Origin of the sequence: Bradyrhizobium sp. UBA2491, from assembly GCF_002341725.1 — a bacterium.
Classification (GTDB): domain Bacteria; phylum Pseudomonadota; class Alphaproteobacteria; order Rhizobiales; family Xanthobacteraceae; genus Bradyrhizobium.
Genome location: NZ_DDOP01000077.1, coordinates 38,860 through 59,223 on the forward strand (window position 1 = coordinate 38,860; position 20,364 = coordinate 59,223).

A 20,364-nucleotide genomic window follows, 5' to 3' on the forward strand; every position below is an offset into this window, starting at 1 on the left:
AATGAATATTGATTCAATATCAGATATCGAAACCGAGGATGCGCAGGATAGCCGACCGATCCTGATCGTACCCTATGTCTGGATCGGCGATTTCGTGCGCGGTCAGACCGTTGTCCGGGTGTTGCGCAAGCGCTGGCCGAACCGGCCGGTCGACCTTCTGACCTCCAGCCTTTGCGCCCCTTTGGTCGATTATATGCCGGGGGTCCGGTCCGCGGTCGTGTTCGACCTGCCGCGCAGCCGGCTGGCGTTGCGCCGGCAGCAGGCGCTGGCGGCCGAGCTTCGCACCCGGAACTACGCCACCGCGCTGGTGCTGCCACGGACCTGGAAGTCCGCCCTTGCACCGGCGCTGGCGGGGATCCCGGAGCGGGTCGGCTTCTTCGGCGAGGTCCGGTTCGGCCTGATCAACGCGATGCGATGGGGCGAAAAGCAGCTGCCGCGCTTCATCGACAAGAACGCCGTCCTGGCGCTGCCGGACGGCGCGGCCCGGCCGCCCGAATGGCCGGTGCCTCAGCTTCGGGTTCCCGCTGACGAGATCGCGCGGTGGCGGCAGGCCAACGGCCTCGGCACCGGCCCCGCCATCGCCCTGGGCCCCGGCTCGGTCGGCGCCTCGAAGCGCTGGACCTATTATCCGGAAGCCGCGCGGCTGTTTGCCGAGCGCGGCTTCGATGTCTGGGTGGTCGGTGGCCCCGGCGAGAAGGCACTGGCGGAGCAGATCGCCGCAATCGGCGGGCCGCGGGTGCGCAATCTCACCGGCACCGATTTGCGCAACGGCGCGCTGGCGATGGCCGCGGCCAGCGTCGCGATCGCCAACGATTCCGGGCTGATGCACATCGCCGCCGCGATCGGCACCCCGACAATGGGCATCTTCGGCCCGACCGACCCTTATCTCTGGGCCCCCCTCAACCCGCTCGCCGCGACGGTGCGGCAAACGAAGAGCACGCTGTCGTGCCAACCGTGCCAGCGCACGGTCTGCACCATGAACGACCACCGCTGCATGCGCGACATCGCGGCCGAGGAGGTCGTGGGGATCGCGCAGCGCGTGCTGGCTCAGATCAACGTGCGATAGACCCCGGCGATCGCGCCGGCTTCCGCATCGAGGCTGAACTTATCCACAACTCGTTGGCGCGCCCGCGCTCCCATCGCCGCCGCCGCGGCCGGATCGCGCATCAGCGGCTCGAGCGCGGCCGCCAGCGCGTCGGCGTCGCCAGGCGGCGTCAGCACGCCGGTGACGCCGTCCTCGACGACGAATTCAGCGGCACCGGCGCGTGCCGCCACCAGCGCCGCACCGGCCGACATCGCCTCGATCAAGGTCAGGCCAAAGCCTTCATTGCGCGAGGTGAAGGCGTAGATGGTCAGCCGCTGATACCAGCGCACGACATCCTCGATCGGCAATTCGCCCGTGATGATGATACGCGATTGCAGGCCGGCGGCCTCGATCTTCCGCTTCAACTCGCCGGCGAAAGCAAGTTGCTCCGGCACCACGGCGCCGACGATGACGGCGGTGAAATCGGGATAGCGCGGCAGCAACCTGCACATCGCCTCGACGAACACATCGCTGCCCTTTTGCGCGCGCACCCGCCCGAAGCAGCCGATCGCATAGCGGCCCGGCAATCCGCTCTCGGCAAACGCCGCCGCGCGATCGGCCGGCGGCGTATAGCGGTCGGTGTCGACGCCATGCATCACCACGGTAGCTTCACGCTTCAGATATGAGGCCGACAGCGGGCTGGTGGCGACGACCGCATCCATGTTGCGGATCAGCCAGCGCGTCAGCCAGGTGTGATGACGCTGCGCGGCCGAGGTGAACAGCAGTTTCAACGGCCAGCCGAGCGCGCGCAGCATAAGCCCCGCGATCATCTCGTCATTGCGCCGCGCGTGCCAGATCACGGGACGCGCGCGTCGCCACAGCCGCAAGAGATCGCCAAGTCCCATCGCATCGATGCCGTCGGGCCGATGCGAACCGAGCCATGCCGCGCGGAACATGCTTGCGAGCTTCGGCGCGACCATGCGGTTGGTCGCGGTGACACCCGAATAGCGGCGGTGCAGGTTGGGCACGATGAGCTCGAGCTCGCCGGCAGGTGTGTTCTCGATCGGCACGCAAGTCTCCGTTTCGCGCCAGTTCCTATACGCAACATTAAGCATAGTGGCCAGTTCGGCCGCCGCGAAACCCCCTCTTCACCGCACTCCCGTTAGCATCGCCGGTTAAAGATATCGGGAGAGCTTGATCGATGACCGTGCTCGTGACCGGCGGTGCCGGCTATATCGGAAGTCACATGGTCCATGCGCTGGTCGATGCCGGCGAGAGCGTCGTCGTGATCGATAATCTCTCCACCGGTTTCTCCGCGTTCCTGCCCGAAGGCGTGCCGCTGTTCATCGGCGATGCCGGCGACGAGAACCTCGTCGAGGGCGTGATCGCACAACATGGCATCGATAGCATCATCCATTTCGCCGGCTCCGTGGTGGTGCCGGACTCGATGCGCGATCCGCTCGGCTACTACCGCAACAACACCATGACGACGCGCAGCCTGCTCAATGCGGCGGTGAAGCGCGGCGTCAGCCGCTTCATCTTCTCCTCGACCGCGGCGGTCTACGGCAATCCGGACCAGGTGCCGGTGCCGGAGATCGCGCCGACGCGGCCGCTGTCGCCCTACGGCTCGTCGAAGCTGATGACCGAGATCATGCTGCACGACGTCGCCTCCGCCCATGGCATGAGCTACGTCGTGCTGCGCTACTTCAACGTCGCCGGAGCCGACCCGAAGGGCCGCGTCGGCCTCGCCACCATCGGCGCCACCCATCTGCTCAAGATCGCGGTCGAGGCCGCGACCGGCCAGCGCGCCAAGATCGACGTGTTCGGCACCGACTATCCGACCCATGACGGCAGCTGCGTGCGCGACTTCATCCATGTCAGCGACCTCGTCGAGGCGCACCGCTCGGCGCTGGCCTATCTGCGCGGCGGCGGGCAATCGGTGACGATGAATTGCGGCTACGGCCGCGGCTATTCCGTGCTCGAGACCATCGAGGCGGTGCGCCGGGTCTCGATGCGCAATTTCGCGGTCGCCTATGCCGGGCGCCGGCCCGGCGACATCATGACCATGGTGGCCGACACGGGGCGGATCCGGTCGCTGCTCGACTGGACGCCGCGGTATGATGATCTCGAGACCATCGCGAGCCATGCGCTGGCCTGGGAGGAAAAGCTGTTCCGGGAGCGCGGCGGCGCTCCGCGACAGGCAGAATCGGCCTAAAAATCAAGCCGTTATCAAGCCGTTATTGTGCTTGAAAAAGCCCCGCCAAGCGGGCAAGGAGGTCCGCAACCCTGACGGCCGGCGCTGCCCGCCGTCAATGGAACGCGGATGGCTCAGTTTCCAAAGAAAATTACCGACGATCCCTATGGCGCGGCGATCCTGATCCGCCGCCTGGTCATGGAACAAGGGATTACCTATTGGCGACGCTATCTGATGGCGTTCGGCCTGATGGCGATCGCGGCCGGCTCGACCGCCGGCGCCACCTATGTCCTCGGCCAGGTGATCAACCAGGCCTATGTCGACAAGAATATCCCCGGCATCGCGATGTTCGCCGGCATCACGGTGGTGCTGCTGTTCATCAAGGGCGTGGCGACCTACGGCCACATGGTGATCCTGAACAAGATCTCGAACGCCATCCTTGCCAGCAATCAGCGGCAATTGTTCGCCAAGCTGATGAGCGAGAGCATCGGCTTCTTCTCGCAGCGGCACTCGTCGGAGTTCCTGGCGCGGCTCACCGCCGGCGCCAAGTCGATCACCGACGTGCTCAACATGCTGGTGAATGCGATCGGTCGCGACTTCCTGATGCTGATCAGCATGCTCGCCGTGATGGTGTGGCAGGATCCGCTGATGTCGTTCATCGGACTGGTGGCGGTGCCGCCGGCGATGCTGATGCTGCGCAAGCTGGTGAAGCGGATCAAGGGCCTCGCCTACAACCAGTTCACCGGCACCGCCGACATCATGGAGACGATGCAGGAATCGTTGCAGGGCATCCGCACCGTGAAGGCGTTCACGCTGGAAGACGCCATGCAGCAGCGGATCGACGAGCACATCGCGACCGTCGAGAACAATGCCAACAAGATGGCGCGCGTCGCCAACCGCTCCAACCCGCTGATGGAGATGCTCGGCGGCTTCGCAGTCGCCGGCTGCCTGCTCTATGGCGGCTACAGCGTGGTGGCGCTCGGCTCCACGCCGGGTCAGTTCTTCACCTTCCTGACTGCCTTCCTGATGGCGACCGAGCCGGCCAAGCGGCTGGCGCGGCTCAACATCGACCTCAACAGCCAGCTGGTCGGCGCGCGCATGTTGCTCGAAGTGGTCGACAGCCCGGCCAGCGAGCAGACCGATGACGACAAGCCGGCGCTGAAACTCACCGATGCGCGGATCGAGCTGCGCGATGTCAGCTTCGGCTATCGCCCCGGCGAGCCGGTGCTGAACCGGATGAGCTTCACGGCCGAGCCCGGCAAGGTGACCGCGCTGGTCGGCCCGTCCGGCGGCGGCAAGTCGACGGTGCTCGCCTTGCTGCTGCGGTTCTACGAGACGCAGGAGGGCGAGATCCTGATCGACGACCAGTCGATCTCGCAGGTCTCGCGCAGGTCGCTGCGGCAGCAGACCGCCTATGTCGGCCAGGACGTCTATCTGTTCCGCGACAGCATCCGCGCCAACATCGCCTTCGGCAAGCAGGGTGCCACCGAGGCCGAGATCGTCGAGGCCGCCAAGGCCGCCTGCGCCCACGACTTCATCATGAGCTTCCCGCTCGGCTACGACACGCCGGTCGGCGAGCACGGCACCCAGCTCTCCGGCGGCCAGCGCCAGCGCATCGCGGTGGCCCGCGCGCTGATCAAGAACGCGCCGATCATCCTGCTCGACGAGGCCACCGCCGCGCTTGACTCGGAGTCCGAGAAGCAGGTGCAGGAGGCGATCGAGCATCTCTGCCAGGGCCGCACCACGATCGTGATCGCGCACCGCCTGCACACCATCATGCACGCCGATGCGATCCTGGTGGTCGAGGGCGGCGAGATCGTCGAGCGCGGACGCCACGATGAGCTGTTGCGCCGCGGCGGCCGTTACGCCTCGTTCTTCCGCCTGCAACATCGCGAGTTTGGCGCCTCGGGCCCAGTGCTTGCCCTCGCAGCCGAGTCATAAATCTTATTCGACGTTCGTGTTTTCTTTTGACGTTCATCAGAGCTCGCCGCTGACATTTTGAAGGGCGTATCATGAATGCGGCCGACGAAACGGGACTGAAAAACGCCGTCGCTCCCGCAAGAACCTATCGGCTGCAACTGCTCTGGCGAATACTTCTCCCGCTTTCCAGCTTGGCGATGTTGTTCGGCGGATTGGTCATCTGCTACGCGGCGTTGACCCAGCCGGGAGATTTACCGATCGAGGGCTTGACGGCTATCTGGTTGTTGGGAGTCGCGACCGCCGCCTTGTCAGTTTCGATTATGGTTTATTTCACCGGCTGGCGCGTAACCGTGACTGATGACATGATCGAGACATCGAATTGGGTGAGCAGCCGTCGTCTCCGCCGCGACGAGATTGCGGGACGCAAGATCGTCCAAAGGTGGACCGTCGTTGTGCCTTCGCGCGCTGAGCTTAAGAGCATTTGCCTTCCTTGCCACCTGCTCGATCCAGATACGGCATTTTTCGTCTGGCTTTCGGGCTTGCGAGATCTGGACGCTGAAGGCTTGCGAGAATCGACCGCCGCTATTGCTGCGAATGTCGCGCTAGGAGCGACCTGCGACGAACGCCTGCGTAAACTCGCCCTGGCCAAGAAAACCGCGGCCGGGTTGAAGTTCACGGCGATTGTCCTCGGCCTGTGGTCCATCGTCGTTCCATTTCCGCATCCACTGGTGATCGTGAGCCTCGCGGTGCTTCCGGCTTTGGCTACTGCATTGACGTTGTTGTCACGGGAACTCTTCCGTGTCGGTCCTGGGACCAACGACGCCCGCGCCAACCTGGGAATGGTCGCCGTGTTTCCCGCGCTCGCGATCATGGCGCGCATGCTGTTCGACAACTACATGGTCAGTTGGCTCCCGCTGATCGGAGCTGCCGTTCTCGGCATGGCGCTGTCCACCGTAGCTCTCATGATCTGCAATCGCGATCTGCGCCAGCAGCCGTTGAAGCCGCTTCTGGTCGGATTGTGCACCGCGATCTGCGCGTTTGGCACGATCGGCGAGGCAAACGCTCTGCTCGACAATTCGCCTGCAACCGTGTTTCAGAGCAGAATCCTTGACAAGCATATCTACCACGGCAAGCGGACATCTTATCACCTCAAGCTTGCTCCGTGGGGACCACTGCACGAAACCGGCGACATCAACGTACCGTCTGATGTCTATGATGAGCTGGAGGTGAACAAGATGGCCTGTGTCCTCGTCCGGCGCGGTGCGCTGGAAATGCCCTGGTTCAGCGTTCAAGCGTGTCATTGATCGGCGCACCGCCAGGTCTCATCCGTGCGGGGCCGGTCCTGCGCGCAACATGCACAGAACGTTGCGGGCCATCACTTTGCGCCTGATCGCGACCGTGCAACCGGACCCCGGAGGCTCAGCGAAAAGTTACCTTCACATCTCCGCCTGCTGGCGCAGCCACTAGCCCCAAACGTCGTAACCGCGTAATACGGCCGGCGCGCCCTTCTTCAACCCTCCGGGATCCGTTCATGAACGCCACCTCCACCGTCATTCCGCTTCCCCCGCAGCCTTCGCTCCCCGTCGTCGGCGAAACCGGCACCTATCCGGTGCGTCGCATCTGGTGCGTCGGGCGCAACTATCTCGAGCACATCAGGGAGATGGGCAATGACGAGCGTGCGCCGCCGTTCTTCTTCGGCAAGCATGCCGACATGCTGGTGCCCGACGGCGCGACGATCCCCTATCCGCCGCTGACCAAGGACCTGCACCACGAGGTCGAGCTGGTGGTGGCGATGAAGAGCGGCGGGTTGAACATTCCCGCCGACAAGGCGCTCGATCACGTCTACGGCTATGCGGTCGGCATCGACCTGACCCGCCGCGACCTGCAGATCGCCTCGCGCAAGAAGGAGCGGCCCTGGGAGGTCGGCAAGTCGTTCGACTATTCCGCACCCTGCTCCGCGATCCAGCCGGCCTCGAAGATCGGCCACCCGACGGCGGGCAAGATCTGGCTCACCGTCAACGGCAAGGAAGCCCAGAAGGGTGACCTCACCGAACTGATCTGGAACGTGCCGGAGATCATCTGGCAGCTCTCGCAGCAGGTGAAGCTCGCCGCCGGCGACATCATCATGACCGGTACGCCAGCTGGCGTCTCGCAGTTGCAACCGGGCGACAAGATCGAATGCGGCGTCGACGGTGTCGGCAAGCTCGCCGTGACGATCGGCAAGCCGGAATAGAACTGGCTTCGATGGATGAGGCCAAGAGCCCCGGACCTTAGGTCCGGGGCTCTTTGCTGCGCGAGGTCAGCGCATCGTGCCGGGCATGCAGGGCGGCTCGGTGAACGGAGCCGTTGCGAACGATCCGACGTTCGGCGCGCGCACGCAATCGGTGGTCTTGCTGCTGACCGCTGTGGTCGCCGACGCATGGGCGCGTCGCGCCGCGGCATTGCTGCCGGCGGCGGACGCCTGCGCCGAATACGCAGCTGCCGCGACCAGGGCAACGGTCACGAGAGTCAATTTGGTCATTGGGTTTCTCCGCGCGATGGGTGAAGCCGACCAAGCTCGGCTCCTGCGAACAAGACCGCCGTCGTGCATGGATATTTCATCACGCGCAATCACCGAACCGCGAGCACCCCGTGCGTGGCAAGTCCTAATGTCTTGCCGCGCCCTGCGCGGCCGGGCCGAGATGTGTCTTCTCGTACTCGAGCCACAACTCGAGCAATGCCATGAACGCGACCACCGCACCCGCAATGATGCTGAAATGCATGGCGCGGGTGTGCGCGAAGCCGAGCAGCCAGGGCGAGACGATCAGCCAGCAGCCGACCAGCAGATTGATCCATTCCTCCCAGACCGAAAACGCGACGATCGCCGCCAGCGACATGATCGCGATCGCTGCACCGCTGATCCTGAGATCGATCGACGCCGTCGGGTTGGCGTGCGCGAACAGCCATGGTGCGGCGAGCAGGAAGATCGCCGCGGCGAGGTTGTAGAGATCGAGTGCCGATTCGTTTCGCCATTTCATCATCTGCTTCTCCCTTGCTCGTTCAAACCGGCCGCTGGTGCGCAGCCGCGGCATTGATGTCCTTGCCGGTGTAGTCGGTCATCAGCGCGGTCGCGATCAGCGTGATGACGGCGCAAATCGCGATATAGACCGCGATCGCAGTCGACGAATGATAGGTGCCGAACAGCCATGCCGCGATCAGCGGCGCCGGACCGCCGGCGATCACGGAGGCGAGCTGGTAGCCGAGCGAAGCTCCGCTGTAGCGCAGCCGGCCGGTAAAGCTCTCGGCGATCAGGGCGGCCTGCGGACCGTACAGCATGTCGTGCGGAACGAGCGACAGGATGATCGCCAGGAAGATGATCGGCACCGATCCGGTATTGAGCATCGCGAAATAGATGAAGCCAAAGATGCCAGTCGCCGCTGCGCCGATCATGTACATGTTCTTGCGGCCGATCTGGTCGGACAGGTGCCCGAACACCGGGATCGACACGAACGACAGCACCGAGGCCGCGAGGACCGCCGTCAACAACAGGTCGCGCGATACGTGCAGCGTGCCGATACCGTAGGAGAACACGAAGGCGGTGAAGATGTAGAACGGCGCCTGCTCGGCCATGCGCGCAAAGGCGGACAGCAATATCTCCTTCGGATGGTCGCGGATCACCGTCAGCATCGGCGTGCGGTCGACCTTGCGCTCCGCCAGCAGCCTGGTGAACACCGGCGTTTCGAGAATGCCGAGCCGGATGTAGAGGCCGACGCCGACCAGGATGATGCTGAGCGCGAACGGAACACGCCAGCCCCATGCCAGGAACTGATCACCCGACATCTGACTGAATGCCAGCACGGCAAGATTGGCGAGGAACAGCCCGCAGGGCACGCCGAATTGCGGCCATGACGCGACCAGGCCGCGCGAGTGATCGTTGCGCGCCCATTCCATCGACATCAGCACCGAGCCGCCCCACTCGCCGCCTACGCCGACACCCTGGATGAAGCGCAGCACGGTGAGGATCACCGCGCCCCAGATGCCGATGCTGGAATAGGTTGGCACCAACGCGACTGCCGCGGTCGCAAGACCCATCAGCAGCAGCGTCGCGATCAGCGTCGACTTGCGGCCGATGCGGTCGCCATAGTGCCCGAAGATCGCAGCACCGATCGGGCGCGCGACGAAGCCGACCGCATAGATCGCGAACGCTTCCAGCGTGCCGACCCAATGATCGGAATGCGGAAAGAACAGCTTTGCGAATACCAGGCCGGTGACGGTGCTGTAGAGGAAGAAGTCGTACCATTCGATCGCGGTGCCGACCGTGGATGCGATCACCGCGCGGCGCAGCTGGAGCTGATGCTCGGCTGGCGTGAGCTGGTTGGAGTCGGGGCCAAACGTTTGGCTGGTTTGACCAGGTGTTTGATTGGGTGCTTGGCCAGAAATTGGCATGGGAGCGTCTCCCTCGGACAGGCCCCCGGATGGATCGTGACCGCTTGGGTCGTTTGAGCACAAACGAGCGTGCCGCGCAGAAGGTTCCAGCGGAAAGCAACGTCAGGGCTAGAACTTTAGTCGGCCGCGGCAGCGCCTCGCGCCTTCGCACCGCTTGCAGGCGGGTGCGAAGAATCGCGTCGGGCGCCTGTGCGGCTACGCCCGATCGCTACGCCGATACGGCACGTAGCGCGGGGTCCAGATCTTGGCCTGGATGCGCGCCTCGACCTGGTCGATCGGAACGTCCTTGGCGAGCCCCTCCTTGTGCGCCTGCAGCGCCACCGCCAGTGCGACCGTCAGCGCGACGTCGCGCAGCGCGCTGACCGGTGGCAGCAGATTGTGCTTCGGATTGTTGCGGGCCGGCGACACGCTGGCCAGCGCCTTGGCGGCAGCCATGAACATCCCGTCGCTGATCCGGCTGGCGCCGACCGCAAGCGCGCCGACACCGACGCCAGGGAAGATGTAGGAGTTGTTGGTCTGGTCGACCTTGAAGCGGGCACCGTCGCGCGTGATCGGCGGGAACGGGCTGCCGACGCCGATCAGGGCCCGCCCTTCGGTCCACGCTTCGATGTCGGCGGGCGTCGCCTCCTCGCGCGAGGTCGGGTTCGACAGCGGGAAGATCACCGGCCGCTTGTTGCACTCGGCCATCGCACGGACGACCGGCTCGGAGAACGCGCCGGCCTGACCGGAGACGCCGATCAACACGGTCGGTCGCGCGTTGCGCACCACGTCGAGCAGCCCGATCTTGTCCGGATGGCTGAGCTGCCAGCCTGCGGTCGCCTGCTTGCCTTGCACGAACGGCAACTGGAACGGGGCAAGCCCGCTCATGCCCTCGAGCAGCAGACCATCGCGGTCGACCATGAAGAAGCGTTTCGACGCCTCGCCCTCCGACAGGCCGGCATCGACCATCGCGGCGCGGATCAGGCTGGCGATGCCGCAGCCGGCGGAGCCGGCGCCGAGCACCGCGACGCGCTGTTCGGTGAGCGGCACGCCGGTGACGTTGATCGCGGAGAGCAAGGCGCCGGTCGCGACCGCGGCGGTGCCCTGGATGTCGTCGTTGAAGGTCAACAGCCGGTCGCGATAGCGCTCCAGCATGCGCGTCGCATTGTTCTTGGCGAAATCCTCCCATTGCAGCAGCACGCGCGGCCAGCGCTTCACCACCGCCGAGACGAATGCCTCGATGAAATCGTCATAGGCCTGGCCGCGGACGCGCTCGTTGCGCCAGCCGATATAGAGCGGATCGGCCAGGCAATCGGGATTGTCGGTGCCGACGTCGAGCAGGATCGGCAGCGTGGTCGCCGGGTGGAGGCCGCCGCAGCCGGTGTAGAGCGCGAGCTTGCCGATCGGGATACCCATGCCGCCGGCGCCCTGGTCGCCGAGACCGAGGATGCGTTCGCCGTCGGTCACCACGATCGCCTCGACATGGTCGAAACGCGGATGAGCGAAAATGCGGTCGATCCGGTGCTGGTGCGGGATGCTGAGGAACAGCCCGCGGGGCTTGCGAAACAGGCGGCTGAATTTTTGGCAACCCTCACCGACGGTCGGCGTGTAGACGATCGGCAGCAGCTCTTCCAGATTGCTGACCAAGAGTGCGTAGAACAGCGTCTCGTTGGTGTCCTGCAGCTCGCGCAGGAAGGCATAGCGCTCGATGTCCGTCTCGTAGCCGCGCAACGCCTCGAGGCGGCGCGAGACCTGCTCGTCCAGCGTCAGGATGTTGGGCGGCAGCAGGCCGTGCAGGTCGAACGTCTCGCGCTCGGCTTCGGAGAACGCCGTGCCCTTGTTCAACCGGGGATCGGCCAACAGCTCGTAGCCGCTCAGCGCAGTGGTCGCGAAAGCTCCAGATGTCTCCGGCATGACAAGGTCCCCTGAGTGCAAAATGTCAAATCGGACTGTAGCACTTCGACACGTACAAGGCAGCGCGAACTCACCCTGCCCGCCAGGTTCTTGCACGCCATGAGCGGATCAACCATCCGTCACATCGCGAGAGTGTGATCGGCGGTCGGCACGCCGACGTTCGGCGCAGACCCGTCGGCGCGCTCGTCTTCGGCGCACAGCGCGCGGTCACCAACCACGGCCAAAGGTCCATGTCAAAATCGCAACGCAGGCTGGACGACGACCGTTCTGGTTCGACCCGTCACACGCCGATACTGTGCGGCAAAATCACAGGTGAGGAAAACGAATCATGTCGGGAATGGAGCTTGCGACGCCACGGCTGAAATCTATTCAACGCGTCGCGCTGGCTCTGCTGGTCGTTGCCGGGGTCGTCAACTACATCGATCGCGCGACGCTCGCGGTTGCCAATCCGCTGATCCGCGAGGAACTCGGGTTGTCGATCGCGGATATGGGTTACCTGCTTTCCGCCTTCCTGTGGGCCTACGCATTCTCGCAGCTCCCCACCGGCGCGATGGTCGACCGGCTGGGTCCGCGCCTGCTTCTCACCATGGGTCTCAGCCTGTGGTCGTTGGCGCAGTTGATCGGCGGCCTGGTGCAGAATTTCGGCCAGTTCTTCGGGGCGCGCGTCCTGCTCGGAATTGGCGAAGCCCCGCAATTCCCGACCGGCGCGCGCGTGGTGCGGGACTGGTTCAACCAGCGCGACCGCGGCCTCGCCACCGGCGTGTTCAATTGCGCGTCATCGCTCGGCACCGCGATCGCCGTGCCGCTGCTGACCTATCTGATGCTGACATTCGGCTGGCGCGCGATGTTCGTGATCATGGGTATCGCCGGCCTGATCGTCGCCGCCTGCTGGTGCCTGCTCTATCGCAATCCCGAGCAGGTTGCGCTCACCGCGCACGAGAACGCCTACCGGACGCAAGGCGATCCGCCCGGCCAGCGCACCAAGGTCACGTTCCGCGACTGGTCGCTGTTGTTCCGCTTCCGCACCACCTGGGGCATGATCTTCGGCTATTTCGGCTGCATCTATTTGACCTGGATCTACACTGCCTGGCTGCCGGGCTATCTCGAGATCGAACGGCATATGAGCGTAAAATACACCGGATGGGCGGCCGCGGTGCCGTTCGCCTGCGGTGTGGTCGGCGGCGTCATCGGCGGATACATCGCCGACATCCTGGTACGCCGCGGCGTCGAGCCGCTGAGGAGCCGGCGTTACCCGGCCGCGATCTCGCTGCTTGGGACGGCGGCCTGCACGGTGGCCGCGGCCTATGTCGAGAGCAATGCGCTCGCGATCGCCTTCATCTCGATCTCGCTGTTCCTGGTCTATGTCACCAGCACTTGCGCCTGGGCGCTCAGTTCGGTCGCGGTCCCGACCAACTGCACCGCCTCGATCGGCTCGGTGCAGAATTTCGGCGGATATCTCGGCGGCGCTCTGGCGCCGACCGTGACCGGCGTGATCGTGCAGAAGACGGGTTCGTTCGTCCCAGCCCTCGTCGTCGGCGCCCTGATCGGCGTCGTCTCGGCGGGATGCTATCTGTTCATCGTCGACCAGCCGATCACCGCGGCCGATATGGATGCCGCCTCCGACGCCAAGATCGATACGCTCGGCGTCGGCGCCAATCGGGAGCGGTAGGCCAGGACCAGACGGCGCCCGGCAAAGCAAGAGCCCCGGAACACCGCTCCGGGGCTTTGCAGTCAGTGCGGCAAACCAGCTGCGGTCAGCGCAGCGCCGACATCACGATCAGGCCGAGGATCAGCACGGTCACGGAATATTTCAGCGTGTAGTACACGTTCCGATTCCACTCCTTGACCTTGCGGCTGGCGAGATGGACCTCGTAGAGCTTGCCGAACACCTTGTTCAGCGCGCCGACATGCTCGCCGTCGACGTTCTGGGTGGCCGACGCCTTGACGATGTTGTGGCTGACCCAGCGGTTGATCCGGGTCATGAAGCCGTATTTCATCGGGCGCTCGACATCGCAGAACAGGATGATGCGGTTGACGTCGGTCTTGTTCTCGGCGCTGTGGATGAAGGTCTCGTCGAACATGAAGGCCTCGCCGTCGCGCCAGACGCATTCGACGCCATCGACGAGAATGCGGCACTGGTTCGAGTTCGGCGTCACCAGGCCGAGGTGATAGCGCAGGGAGCCCGCGAACGGATCGCGGTGCGCGCCGAGCTTGCCGCCGGGCGGCAGCATCGCGAACATCGCGCCGTGCACGTTCGGGATCGAATTCAACAGCTCCACCGTCTGCGGGCACAGCGTGCGCGCCGACGGCAGGAAGTCGTCGTACCATTTCAGGTAGAACCGCTTCCAGCCGCTCTTGAAGAACGAGTAGAAGCCCCAGTCGTTGTTCTTGGCCGCGGCACGGATGAAGCCCTCGTCGAACAGCCGGGTCGCCTCGTCGCGGATGGTCTCCCAATTGTCGGAGAGCTTCTTCAGCTCGGGAAACTGCTCGACCGGGATCACCGGGGTGTTGGGCACGGCCGAGCCCGCATACATCAGCACATTGTAGGGCGCGAGATAGGTCGAGTGATCGCCGAGCTGGCGCGCGAAGCGCAACCGCTGCTTGCCGCGGAAGTGCACGTAAAGTGTGGAGGCCACCAGCACGTAGAGAATAACGAGCTGCGGCGCGAAGAGCTGTCTCAACATGGTCCGTCTATGATCGCAGTGCGCCGACGCTCTTCCTGCGAGCCGCCCCGCAAGAGCCGATCCCGGTGAAGGCTGGCTCCGCCGGGCGGCGAAGGCATCGCCGTCCGCGAAAATTCCCCTGTTCATACTGACTTGGTACTGCCGCGAGCTCTGGCGTGGGCTGAAGCCCTGCCGCAGTGCCATCCCGGATGAGCCATGTAAGCGTATACTCACCAAATGTGAAGCACCGCCTCATTCGAGGACGCAATCATGTGGCAACATTCACACACGTTCCAATTTGCCATTGACAAACTAATTTGATAATTCCTAATCAAAAGATGACCCGCCAGAGAATGCGGACATCCAGGAGGAGGAACGATGAGACATTTCTTGGCGACAGCCATGCTCGCGGCGATGACGACCGCAGCTCAAGCCCAGGTTTCCGATGACGTCGTGCGCATCGGAGTGCTGACCGACCTGTCGAGCTGGGGCCGCGATAATTCCGGCCCGGGCTCGGTCGAGGCGGCCAAGATGGCGGTCGAGGAATTCGGCCCCACCGTGCTCGGCAAGCCGATCGAGATCATTTCCGCCGACCACCAGATGAAGACCGATGTCGGCGTGCAGATCGTGCGCGGCTGGTTCGACAACAACAAGGTCGACGCCGTCGTCGACATTCCCAACTCCGGCATCGCGATCGCCGTGCACAACATGGTGCGCGAGCGCAACAAGATCGCGCTCTTGTCCGGCCCCGGCGCGAGCTCGCTGACCGATGAGCTGTGCAGCCCCAACACCGTGCACTTCACCTACGACACCTATGCGCTGTCGAAGGTGACGGCCTCGGCGGTGATCGCGGAAGGCGGCAAGTCCTGGTACTTCATCACCGCGGACTACGCTTTCGGCCAGCAGCTCGAAAAGGACGCGACGCGCTTCGTCAACGAGATGGGCGGCAAGGTGCTCGGCAGCGTCCGCCATCCGACCAACACCGCCGACTTCTCCTCCTTCGCTTTGCAGGCGCAAAACTCGAAGGCGGATGTGGTGGCGTTCGCCAATGCCGGCCAGGACACCGACAATTCAATCAAGCAGTCCGGCGAGTTCGGCCTCGTGCAGGGCGGCCAGAAGCTGGTCGGCCTCCTGATGTTCGACACCGACGTGCACGCGATCGGCCTCAACGCCGCGCAGGGCACCTACATGACGACCGCGTCGTACTGGAACATGGACGAGAAGACGCGCGCCTGGTCGAAGAAATTCTTCGCCCGCACCAACGTGATGCCGACCATGATCCAGACCGGCGTCTACGGCTCGGTGCTGCATTATCTCAAGGCCATCAAGGCTGCCGGCACCGACGATCCGAAAGCGGTGATGGCCAAGATGCGCGAGCTGCCGATCGAGGACACCTTCGTGCATGGCGGCAGACTGCGCGAGGACGGCCGCGTGATCCGCGACATGTATCTCGCGAAGGTAAAGAAGCCCTCGGAGTCCAAGGAGCCGTGGGACTATCTCGACATCGTCAAGACCGTGAAGGGCGAGGACGCGTTTCGTCCGGTCTCCGAGTCCAAATGCCCGCTGCTGAAGAAATAGGATCGATCGCGTGGCCAACGAAAAAAACCAAGAAACCCGAGACAACCAGGAAACCTATGACTGCGACGCGCTCGTCGTCGGCTCCGGCTGTGCCGGGCTGTCCGCGGCGGTCACCGCCGGCCATCATGGCCTGAAGGTCCTGGTGGTCGAGAAGGAGCCACGCTTTGGCGGCACCACCGCGCGCTCCGGCGGCTGGCTGTGGATTCCCGGCACCTCGCTGGCCAAGGCCTGGGGCATCGAGGAGAGCCCCGATCAGGCCAGGACCTATCTGCGCCACGAAGCCGGCAACAGCTTTGACTCCGCGCGCGTCGATGCGTTCCTGACCGAAGGGCCGAAGGCAGTCGATTTCTTCACGACCAGGACCGCGGTGCGTTTCGACATGCCGCTGACCTTCCCGGACTATCATGCCGAAGCCCCCGGCGGCGCGCAGGGCGGCCGCTCGATGGTGACGCGGCCGTTCGACGCCCACGAGCTCGGCGATGCCTTGAAGAACCTCGGCAGCCCCCTGCCCGAGCTCACCGTGTTCGGCATGATGCTCGGCTCCGGCAAGGAGATCGTGCACTTCATGCGCGCGACGCGGTCGATCACCTCGGCGGCCTATGTCGCCAAGCGGCTGTCGAAGCACGCTGTCGACGTGATGCGCAACGGCCGCGGCATGACCTTGACCAACGGCAATGCGCTGGCCGGCCGGCTGGCGAAATCCGCCTTCGACCTCGAGATCCCGCTCTGGCTCAATTCGCCGGTGCGCGAATTGATCGTCGAGAACGGCGTGGTGCGCGGCGCGATCGTCGTGCGCGAGGGCCGCATTGTCCGCGTCAACGCCAGGCGCGGCGTCGTGCTCGCCTGCGGCGGCTTCCCGCATGACGTGGCGCGGCGGCAGAAGATGTTTCCGCATGCGCCGACCGGCATGGAGCACTATTCCCCGGGACCGACCGGCAACACCGGTGACGGTCTGCGGCTTGCGGAATCCGCCGGCGGCCGCGTCGAGGATTCGCTGCCGAATGCTGCGGCCTGGGTGCCGGTCTCGGTCACGACGCGCAAGGACGGCTCGAAGGGCGTGATGCCGCACTTCATCGATCGCGCCAAACCCGGCGTGATCGCGGTCATGCGCGACGGCAAGCGCTTTGCCAATGAGGGCAATTCCTACCACGACTTCGTGCAGGAGATGATCAAGGCAGCACAGCCCGGCGAGGAGATCGCAGCCTATTTAATCTGCGATCACGACACGCTGCGCAAATACGGTCTCGGCTGCGTGCCGCCGCGCCCGATGCCGCTCGGCCATCATCTCAAGACCGGTTACCTGAAGCGCGGCGCGACGCTGTCAGAGCTTGCCGCCCAGGCCGGCATCGACGCCAGAGCGCTCGAGGCCACCGTCGCTGAATTCAACAAGTTGGCGGCCGAGGGACGCGATCCCGCCTTCGGCAAGGGCTCGCGCGCCTATAATCGCTACCAGGGCGATGCGCTGCACGGCCCCAATCCCTGCATCGCGCCGATCCAGCACGGGCCGTTCTACGCCATCAAGATGGTGATCGGCGACCTCGGCACCTATGCCGGCATCCGCACCGATGCCAATGCCCGCGCGCTCGATGCCGACGGTCAGCCGATCGAAGGCCTCTATGCCGCCGGCAACGACATGGCGAGCATCATGGGCGGCAACTATCCCGGCGCCGGCATCACGCTGGGGCCCGCGCTGACCTTCGGCTACATCGCCGGCAAGCACATTGCGGGGGCTGCGGCTTAGCGGAGAGTGCAGCCGTGAGCACTATCACCGTCACCCTGAGGAGGCCGCGAAGCGGCCGTCTCGAAGGGTCGACGGCCTGAAGTGGGGCCGTCCATCCTTCGAGACGCCGCTCCGCGGCTCCTCGGGATGACGCACAAAAAGACTCCCCACGCGTCGACGTCTCGCGGCCAGCCGGGTTTCCTGCTAAGCGCGAAACGACGAACACGAGCAAGGTCACATGACGAGAGAAAGTCGCGGCATACAATCGATCGAGGTCGGTGGAGAATTGCTCCGCGCGCTCGCCCGCAACGGCGAGCCGATGATGCTGCGCGATCTCGCCCGTGAGGCCGGCATGCCGCCGGCCAAGGCGCATCCCTATCTCGTCAGCTTCTCCCGCATCGGACTGATCGAGCAGGACGAGGCCACCGGCCGCTACGAGATCGGCGCGCTGGCGCTCGAGCTCGGCCTGATCAGCCTGCGCCGGCAGTCAGCGGTGCGGATCGCGACGCCCAGGATCGCCGCGCTCGCCGACAGCATCAATCATGCGGTGTCGCTGTCGGTCTGGGGCACCCATGGCGCCACCGTGGTGCGGCTCGAGGAGCCGAGCCATCCCGTGCATATCGCGATGCGCGTCGGCTCGGTGGTGGCGCTGCTGGAGACCGCGACCGGCCGCGCCTTTGCCGCCTTCATGCCGCCGAACGCGATCAGGACGGCACTCGAGAGCGGCCTCGATCGGCTCGGCGTCGGCTACAACCCGAAGCGTGATCCCGTCCACGCGAAGGCTGCGGAGGTGCTCGACGAGGTCCGCAGCCGCGGTCTCGCACGCGCGATCGGCGATCCATTGCCAGGTGTCAACGCCTTCGCCGCGCCGGTGTTCGATCACGCCGGCCATGTCGCACTCGTGATCACCGCGATGGGCCCGGAAGGCACCTTCGACGCCGGTTGGGACAGCGCGATCGCCGCCGCGCTGCGTGATTGTGCCGGCGATATCTCGAGGCAGCTAGGATACGGCACGGTGCGGGCATCGGAGTGACGCTGGCGACTGCGGCACACGTGCCCAGTCGTCATTCCGGGGCTCGCGCCAAGCGGCGCGCCCCGGAATGACGTGTGGATAGAGGTGCGCTCCTGCGTCCGCATTCTTCGCTGTCATCGTCCGGCTCGACAGGGCGATCCAGTACGCCGCGGCTTCTCGATTCAAGCACGACCGCCTCTGGAATACTGGATCACCCGCTTTCGCCGGTGGTGACACCGCGTGAACTATTCACAGTCGTAGTCCCAGCGAATGACGAGGCCCGCCCAGCAAAAAGCCCCGGACGATGCCGGGGCTTTTCACTTCATCGATCGCAGTGCGCGCTGCTCAGTAGCGGTAGTGATCCGACTTGTACGGACCTTCCTGCTTGACGCCGATGTAGTCGGCCTGGTCCTTGCGCAACTCGGTCAGCTTGACGCCGATCTTGGCGAGGTGCAGCCGCGCGACCTTCTCGTCGAGCGTCTTCGGCAGCACGTAGACCTTCTTGGCGTACTTGCCGTCCTTGTTGTTGGCCCAGAGTTCGATCTGCGCCAGCGTCTGGTTGGTGAACGAGGCCGACATCACGAAGGACGGATGGCCCATCGCGTTGCCGAGGTTCACGAGACGGCCTTCCGACAGCATGATGATGCGGTGCTTGTCGGGGAACTCGATCTCGTCGACCTGCGGCTTGATGTTGGTCCACTTCAGATTGCGCAGGGACGCGATCTGGATCTCGTTGTCGAAGTGACCGATATTGCAGACGATGGCGCGATCCTTCATCGCGCGCATGTGCTCGATGGTGATGATGTCCTTGTTGCCGGTGGCGGTGACGAAGATGTCGGCGCGCGGCGCCGCGTCTTCCATCGTCACGACCTCATAGCCTTCCATCGCCGCCTGCAACGCGCAGATCGGATCGACCTCGGAGACCATGACGCGGCAGCCGGCCTGGCGCAGCGAGGCCGCCGAGCCCTTGCCGACGTCGCCGAAGCCCGCGACCATCGCGACCTTGCCCGACAGCATCACGTCGGTGCCGCGGCGAATGCCGTCGACCAGCGACTCGCGGCAACCATAGAGGTTGTCGAACTTCGACTTGGTGACGCTGTCGTTGACGTTGATCGCCGGGAACAAGAGCGTACCCTTGTTGGCCATCTCGTAGAGGCGATGCACGCCCGTGGTGGTCTCTTCCGAGACGCCCTTGATGTTCTTGGCGATCTCCGCGAAGTAGCCCTTCGGCTTCTCCTTCAGCAGACGCTTCACCAACGCGTAGAAGATCTCCTCTTCTTCCGAACCCGGCTTGTCGAGGAACGCGGTGTCGCCCTGCTCGGCGCGCACGCCGGCGTGCACCAGCATGGTGGCGTCGCCGCCGTCATCGAGGATCATGTTCGGCGTGCCGCCGCCATGCCAGTCGAACAGTTTTGCGGTGTAGTCCCAGTACTCGGTCAGCGTCTCGCCCTTGACGGCGAACACCGGAATGCCGGCGGCGGCGATCGCCGCGGCGGCGTGATCCTGGGTCGAATAGATGTTGCACGAGACCCAGCGGATGTCGGCGCCGAGCGCAGCCAGCGTCTCGATCAAGACCGCGGTCTGGATCGTCATGTGCAGCGAGCCGGCGATGCGCGCGCCCTTCAGCGGCTGCTTGGGGCCGTACTCCTCGCGGGTGGCCATCAGGCCGGGCATCTCGGTCTCGGCCAGCGAGATCTCCTTGCGGCCGAAATCGGCGAGCGCAATGTCCTTGACGATGTAGTCGGTGAAGCCGGGCTTCGTGGGGGCGTTCATGTCGGTTTCCTAGTGGGTGAATCCAGCGTGTCAGTTGCAAAGCGAGCGGAACGCGATGTTGCACGATCTTCTCCGTCTCCCCGTTCTTACGGGGAGAGCGGTGGGGTGAGGGGCTCTGCCCGCGCAACGTGCGCGCGGAGAGTCCCCCTCACCCCACCGCTC

16 protein-coding genes are annotated in these 20,364 nt (G+C 64.8%); 9 read left to right on the forward strand and 7 right to left on the reverse strand.

Annotation, left to right across the window (positions count from 1 at the left end):
- Position 1 precedes the first annotated feature (1 nt).
- Complete coding sequence (gene waaF, locus B2W55_RS25205) at positions 2–1,066, forward strand: lipopolysaccharide heptosyltransferase II (protein WP_024585063.1); 1,065 nt, start codon at positions 2–4, stop codon at positions 1,064–1,066.
- Here the strand turns inward: waaF and B2W55_RS25210 are convergent.
- Positions 1,048–2,088 (reverse strand): glycosyltransferase family 4 protein, encoded by a 1,041-nt coding sequence (locus B2W55_RS25210; protein WP_024585064.1) that lies wholly within the window; start codon positions 2,086–2,088, stop codon positions 1,048–1,050. The two genes, waaF and B2W55_RS25210, sit on opposite strands and share 19 nt — an antisense overlap.
- Before the next feature lie 137 nt (positions 2,089–2,225).
- Here B2W55_RS25210 and galE point away from each other — a divergent pair, with 137 nt between their 5' ends.
- From galE to B2W55_RS25230, 4 genes are all read left to right on the forward strand, one after another.
- Positions 2,226–3,239 carry a UDP-glucose 4-epimerase GalE gene (gene galE / locus B2W55_RS25215; RefSeq protein ID WP_024585065.1) on the forward strand — a complete coding sequence of 338 codons (1,014 nt, stop codon included), beginning with the start codon at positions 2,226–2,228 and terminating at the stop codon, positions 3,237–3,239.
- A gap of 108 nt (positions 3,240–3,347) precedes the next feature.
- Positions 3,348–5,159 (forward strand): ABC transporter ATP-binding protein, encoded by a 1,812-nt coding sequence (locus B2W55_RS25220; RefSeq protein WP_024585066.1) that lies wholly within the window; start codon positions 3,348–3,350, stop codon positions 5,157–5,159.
- Between the two features lie 71 nt (positions 5,160–5,230).
- Positions 5,231–6,442: a hypothetical protein gene (locus B2W55_RS25225; RefSeq protein ID WP_024585067.1), complete on the forward strand. Its 1,212-nt coding sequence runs from the start codon at positions 5,231–5,233 to the stop codon at positions 6,440–6,442.
- A gap of 227 nt (positions 6,443–6,669) precedes the next feature.
- Positions 6,670–7,371 carry a fumarylacetoacetate hydrolase family protein gene (locus B2W55_RS25230; RefSeq protein WP_024585068.1) on the forward strand — a complete coding sequence of 234 codons (702 nt, stop codon included), beginning with the start codon at positions 6,670–6,672 and terminating at the stop codon, positions 7,369–7,371.
- A gap of 66 nt (positions 7,372–7,437) precedes the next feature.
- On the opposite strand, the gene B2W55_RS25235 is transcribed toward B2W55_RS25230, so the two are convergent.
- From B2W55_RS25235 to B2W55_RS25250, 4 genes are all read right to left on the reverse strand, one after another.
- Positions 7,438–7,659, reverse strand: coding sequence for a hypothetical protein (locus tag B2W55_RS25235; RefSeq protein ID WP_024585069.1), 222 nt, complete (start codon positions 7,657–7,659; stop codon positions 7,438–7,440).
- 124 nt (positions 7,660–7,783) lie between these two features.
- Positions 7,784–8,155, reverse strand: a complete 372-nt coding sequence (locus B2W55_RS25240) for an SPW repeat protein (protein WP_291532304.1) — start codon at positions 8,153–8,155, stop codon at positions 7,784–7,786.
- A 22-nt stretch (positions 8,156–8,177) separates the two neighbouring features.
- Positions 8,178–9,563, reverse strand: a complete 1,386-nt coding sequence (locus B2W55_RS25245; RefSeq protein ID WP_244442345.1) for an MFS transporter — start codon at positions 9,561–9,563, stop codon at positions 8,178–8,180.
- Positions 9,564–9,758: 195 nt separating this feature from the next.
- Entirely contained in the window at positions 9,759–11,456 is a 1,698-nt protein-coding gene (locus tag B2W55_RS25250) for an NAD-dependent malic enzyme (protein ID WP_024585072.1), read from the reverse strand.
- 328 nt (positions 11,457–11,784) lie between these two features.
- Between B2W55_RS25250 and B2W55_RS25255 the strand changes: the two genes are divergently transcribed.
- On the forward strand, positions 11,785–13,125 hold the full coding sequence (locus tag B2W55_RS25255; RefSeq protein WP_024585073.1) for an MFS transporter: 1,341 nt from the start codon (positions 11,785–11,787) through the stop codon (positions 13,123–13,125).
- A gap of 85 nt (positions 13,126–13,210) precedes the next feature.
- On the opposite strand, the gene B2W55_RS25260 is transcribed toward B2W55_RS25255, so the two are convergent.
- The gene (locus B2W55_RS25260) at positions 13,211–14,140 is read right to left on the reverse strand and encodes an aspartyl/asparaginyl beta-hydroxylase domain-containing protein (protein WP_024585074.1); all 930 of its coding nucleotides are present in this window, start codon (positions 14,138–14,140) and stop codon (positions 13,211–13,213) included.
- A 357-nt stretch (positions 14,141–14,497) separates the two neighbouring features.
- Between B2W55_RS25260 and B2W55_RS25265 the strand changes: the two genes are divergently transcribed.
- The 3 genes from B2W55_RS25265 (at position 14,498) to B2W55_RS25275 (ending at position 18,450) form a co-directional block, all read left to right on the forward strand.
- A complete protein-coding gene (locus B2W55_RS25265) occupies positions 14,498–15,697 on the forward strand; it encodes an ABC transporter substrate-binding protein (protein ID WP_024585075.1) in 1,200 nt (399 codons plus the stop codon).
- Positions 15,698–15,707: 10 nt separating this feature from the next.
- Complete coding sequence (locus tag B2W55_RS25270) at positions 15,708–17,438, forward strand: FAD-dependent oxidoreductase (protein WP_024585076.1); 1,731 nt, start codon at positions 15,708–15,710, stop codon at positions 17,436–17,438.
- Between the two features lie 217 nt (positions 17,439–17,655).
- Entirely contained in the window at positions 17,656–18,450 is a 795-nt protein-coding gene (locus B2W55_RS25275) for an IclR family transcriptional regulator (RefSeq protein ID WP_024585077.1), read from the forward strand.
- Positions 18,451–18,774: 324 nt separating this feature from the next.
- Here B2W55_RS25275 and ahcY read toward each other — a convergent pair whose 3' ends face one another.
- Positions 18,775–20,202 (reverse strand): adenosylhomocysteinase, encoded by a 1,428-nt coding sequence (gene ahcY, locus B2W55_RS25280; protein ID WP_024585078.1) that lies wholly within the window; start codon positions 20,200–20,202, stop codon positions 18,775–18,777.
- Between the last annotated feature and the right edge of the window lie 162 nt (positions 20,203–20,364).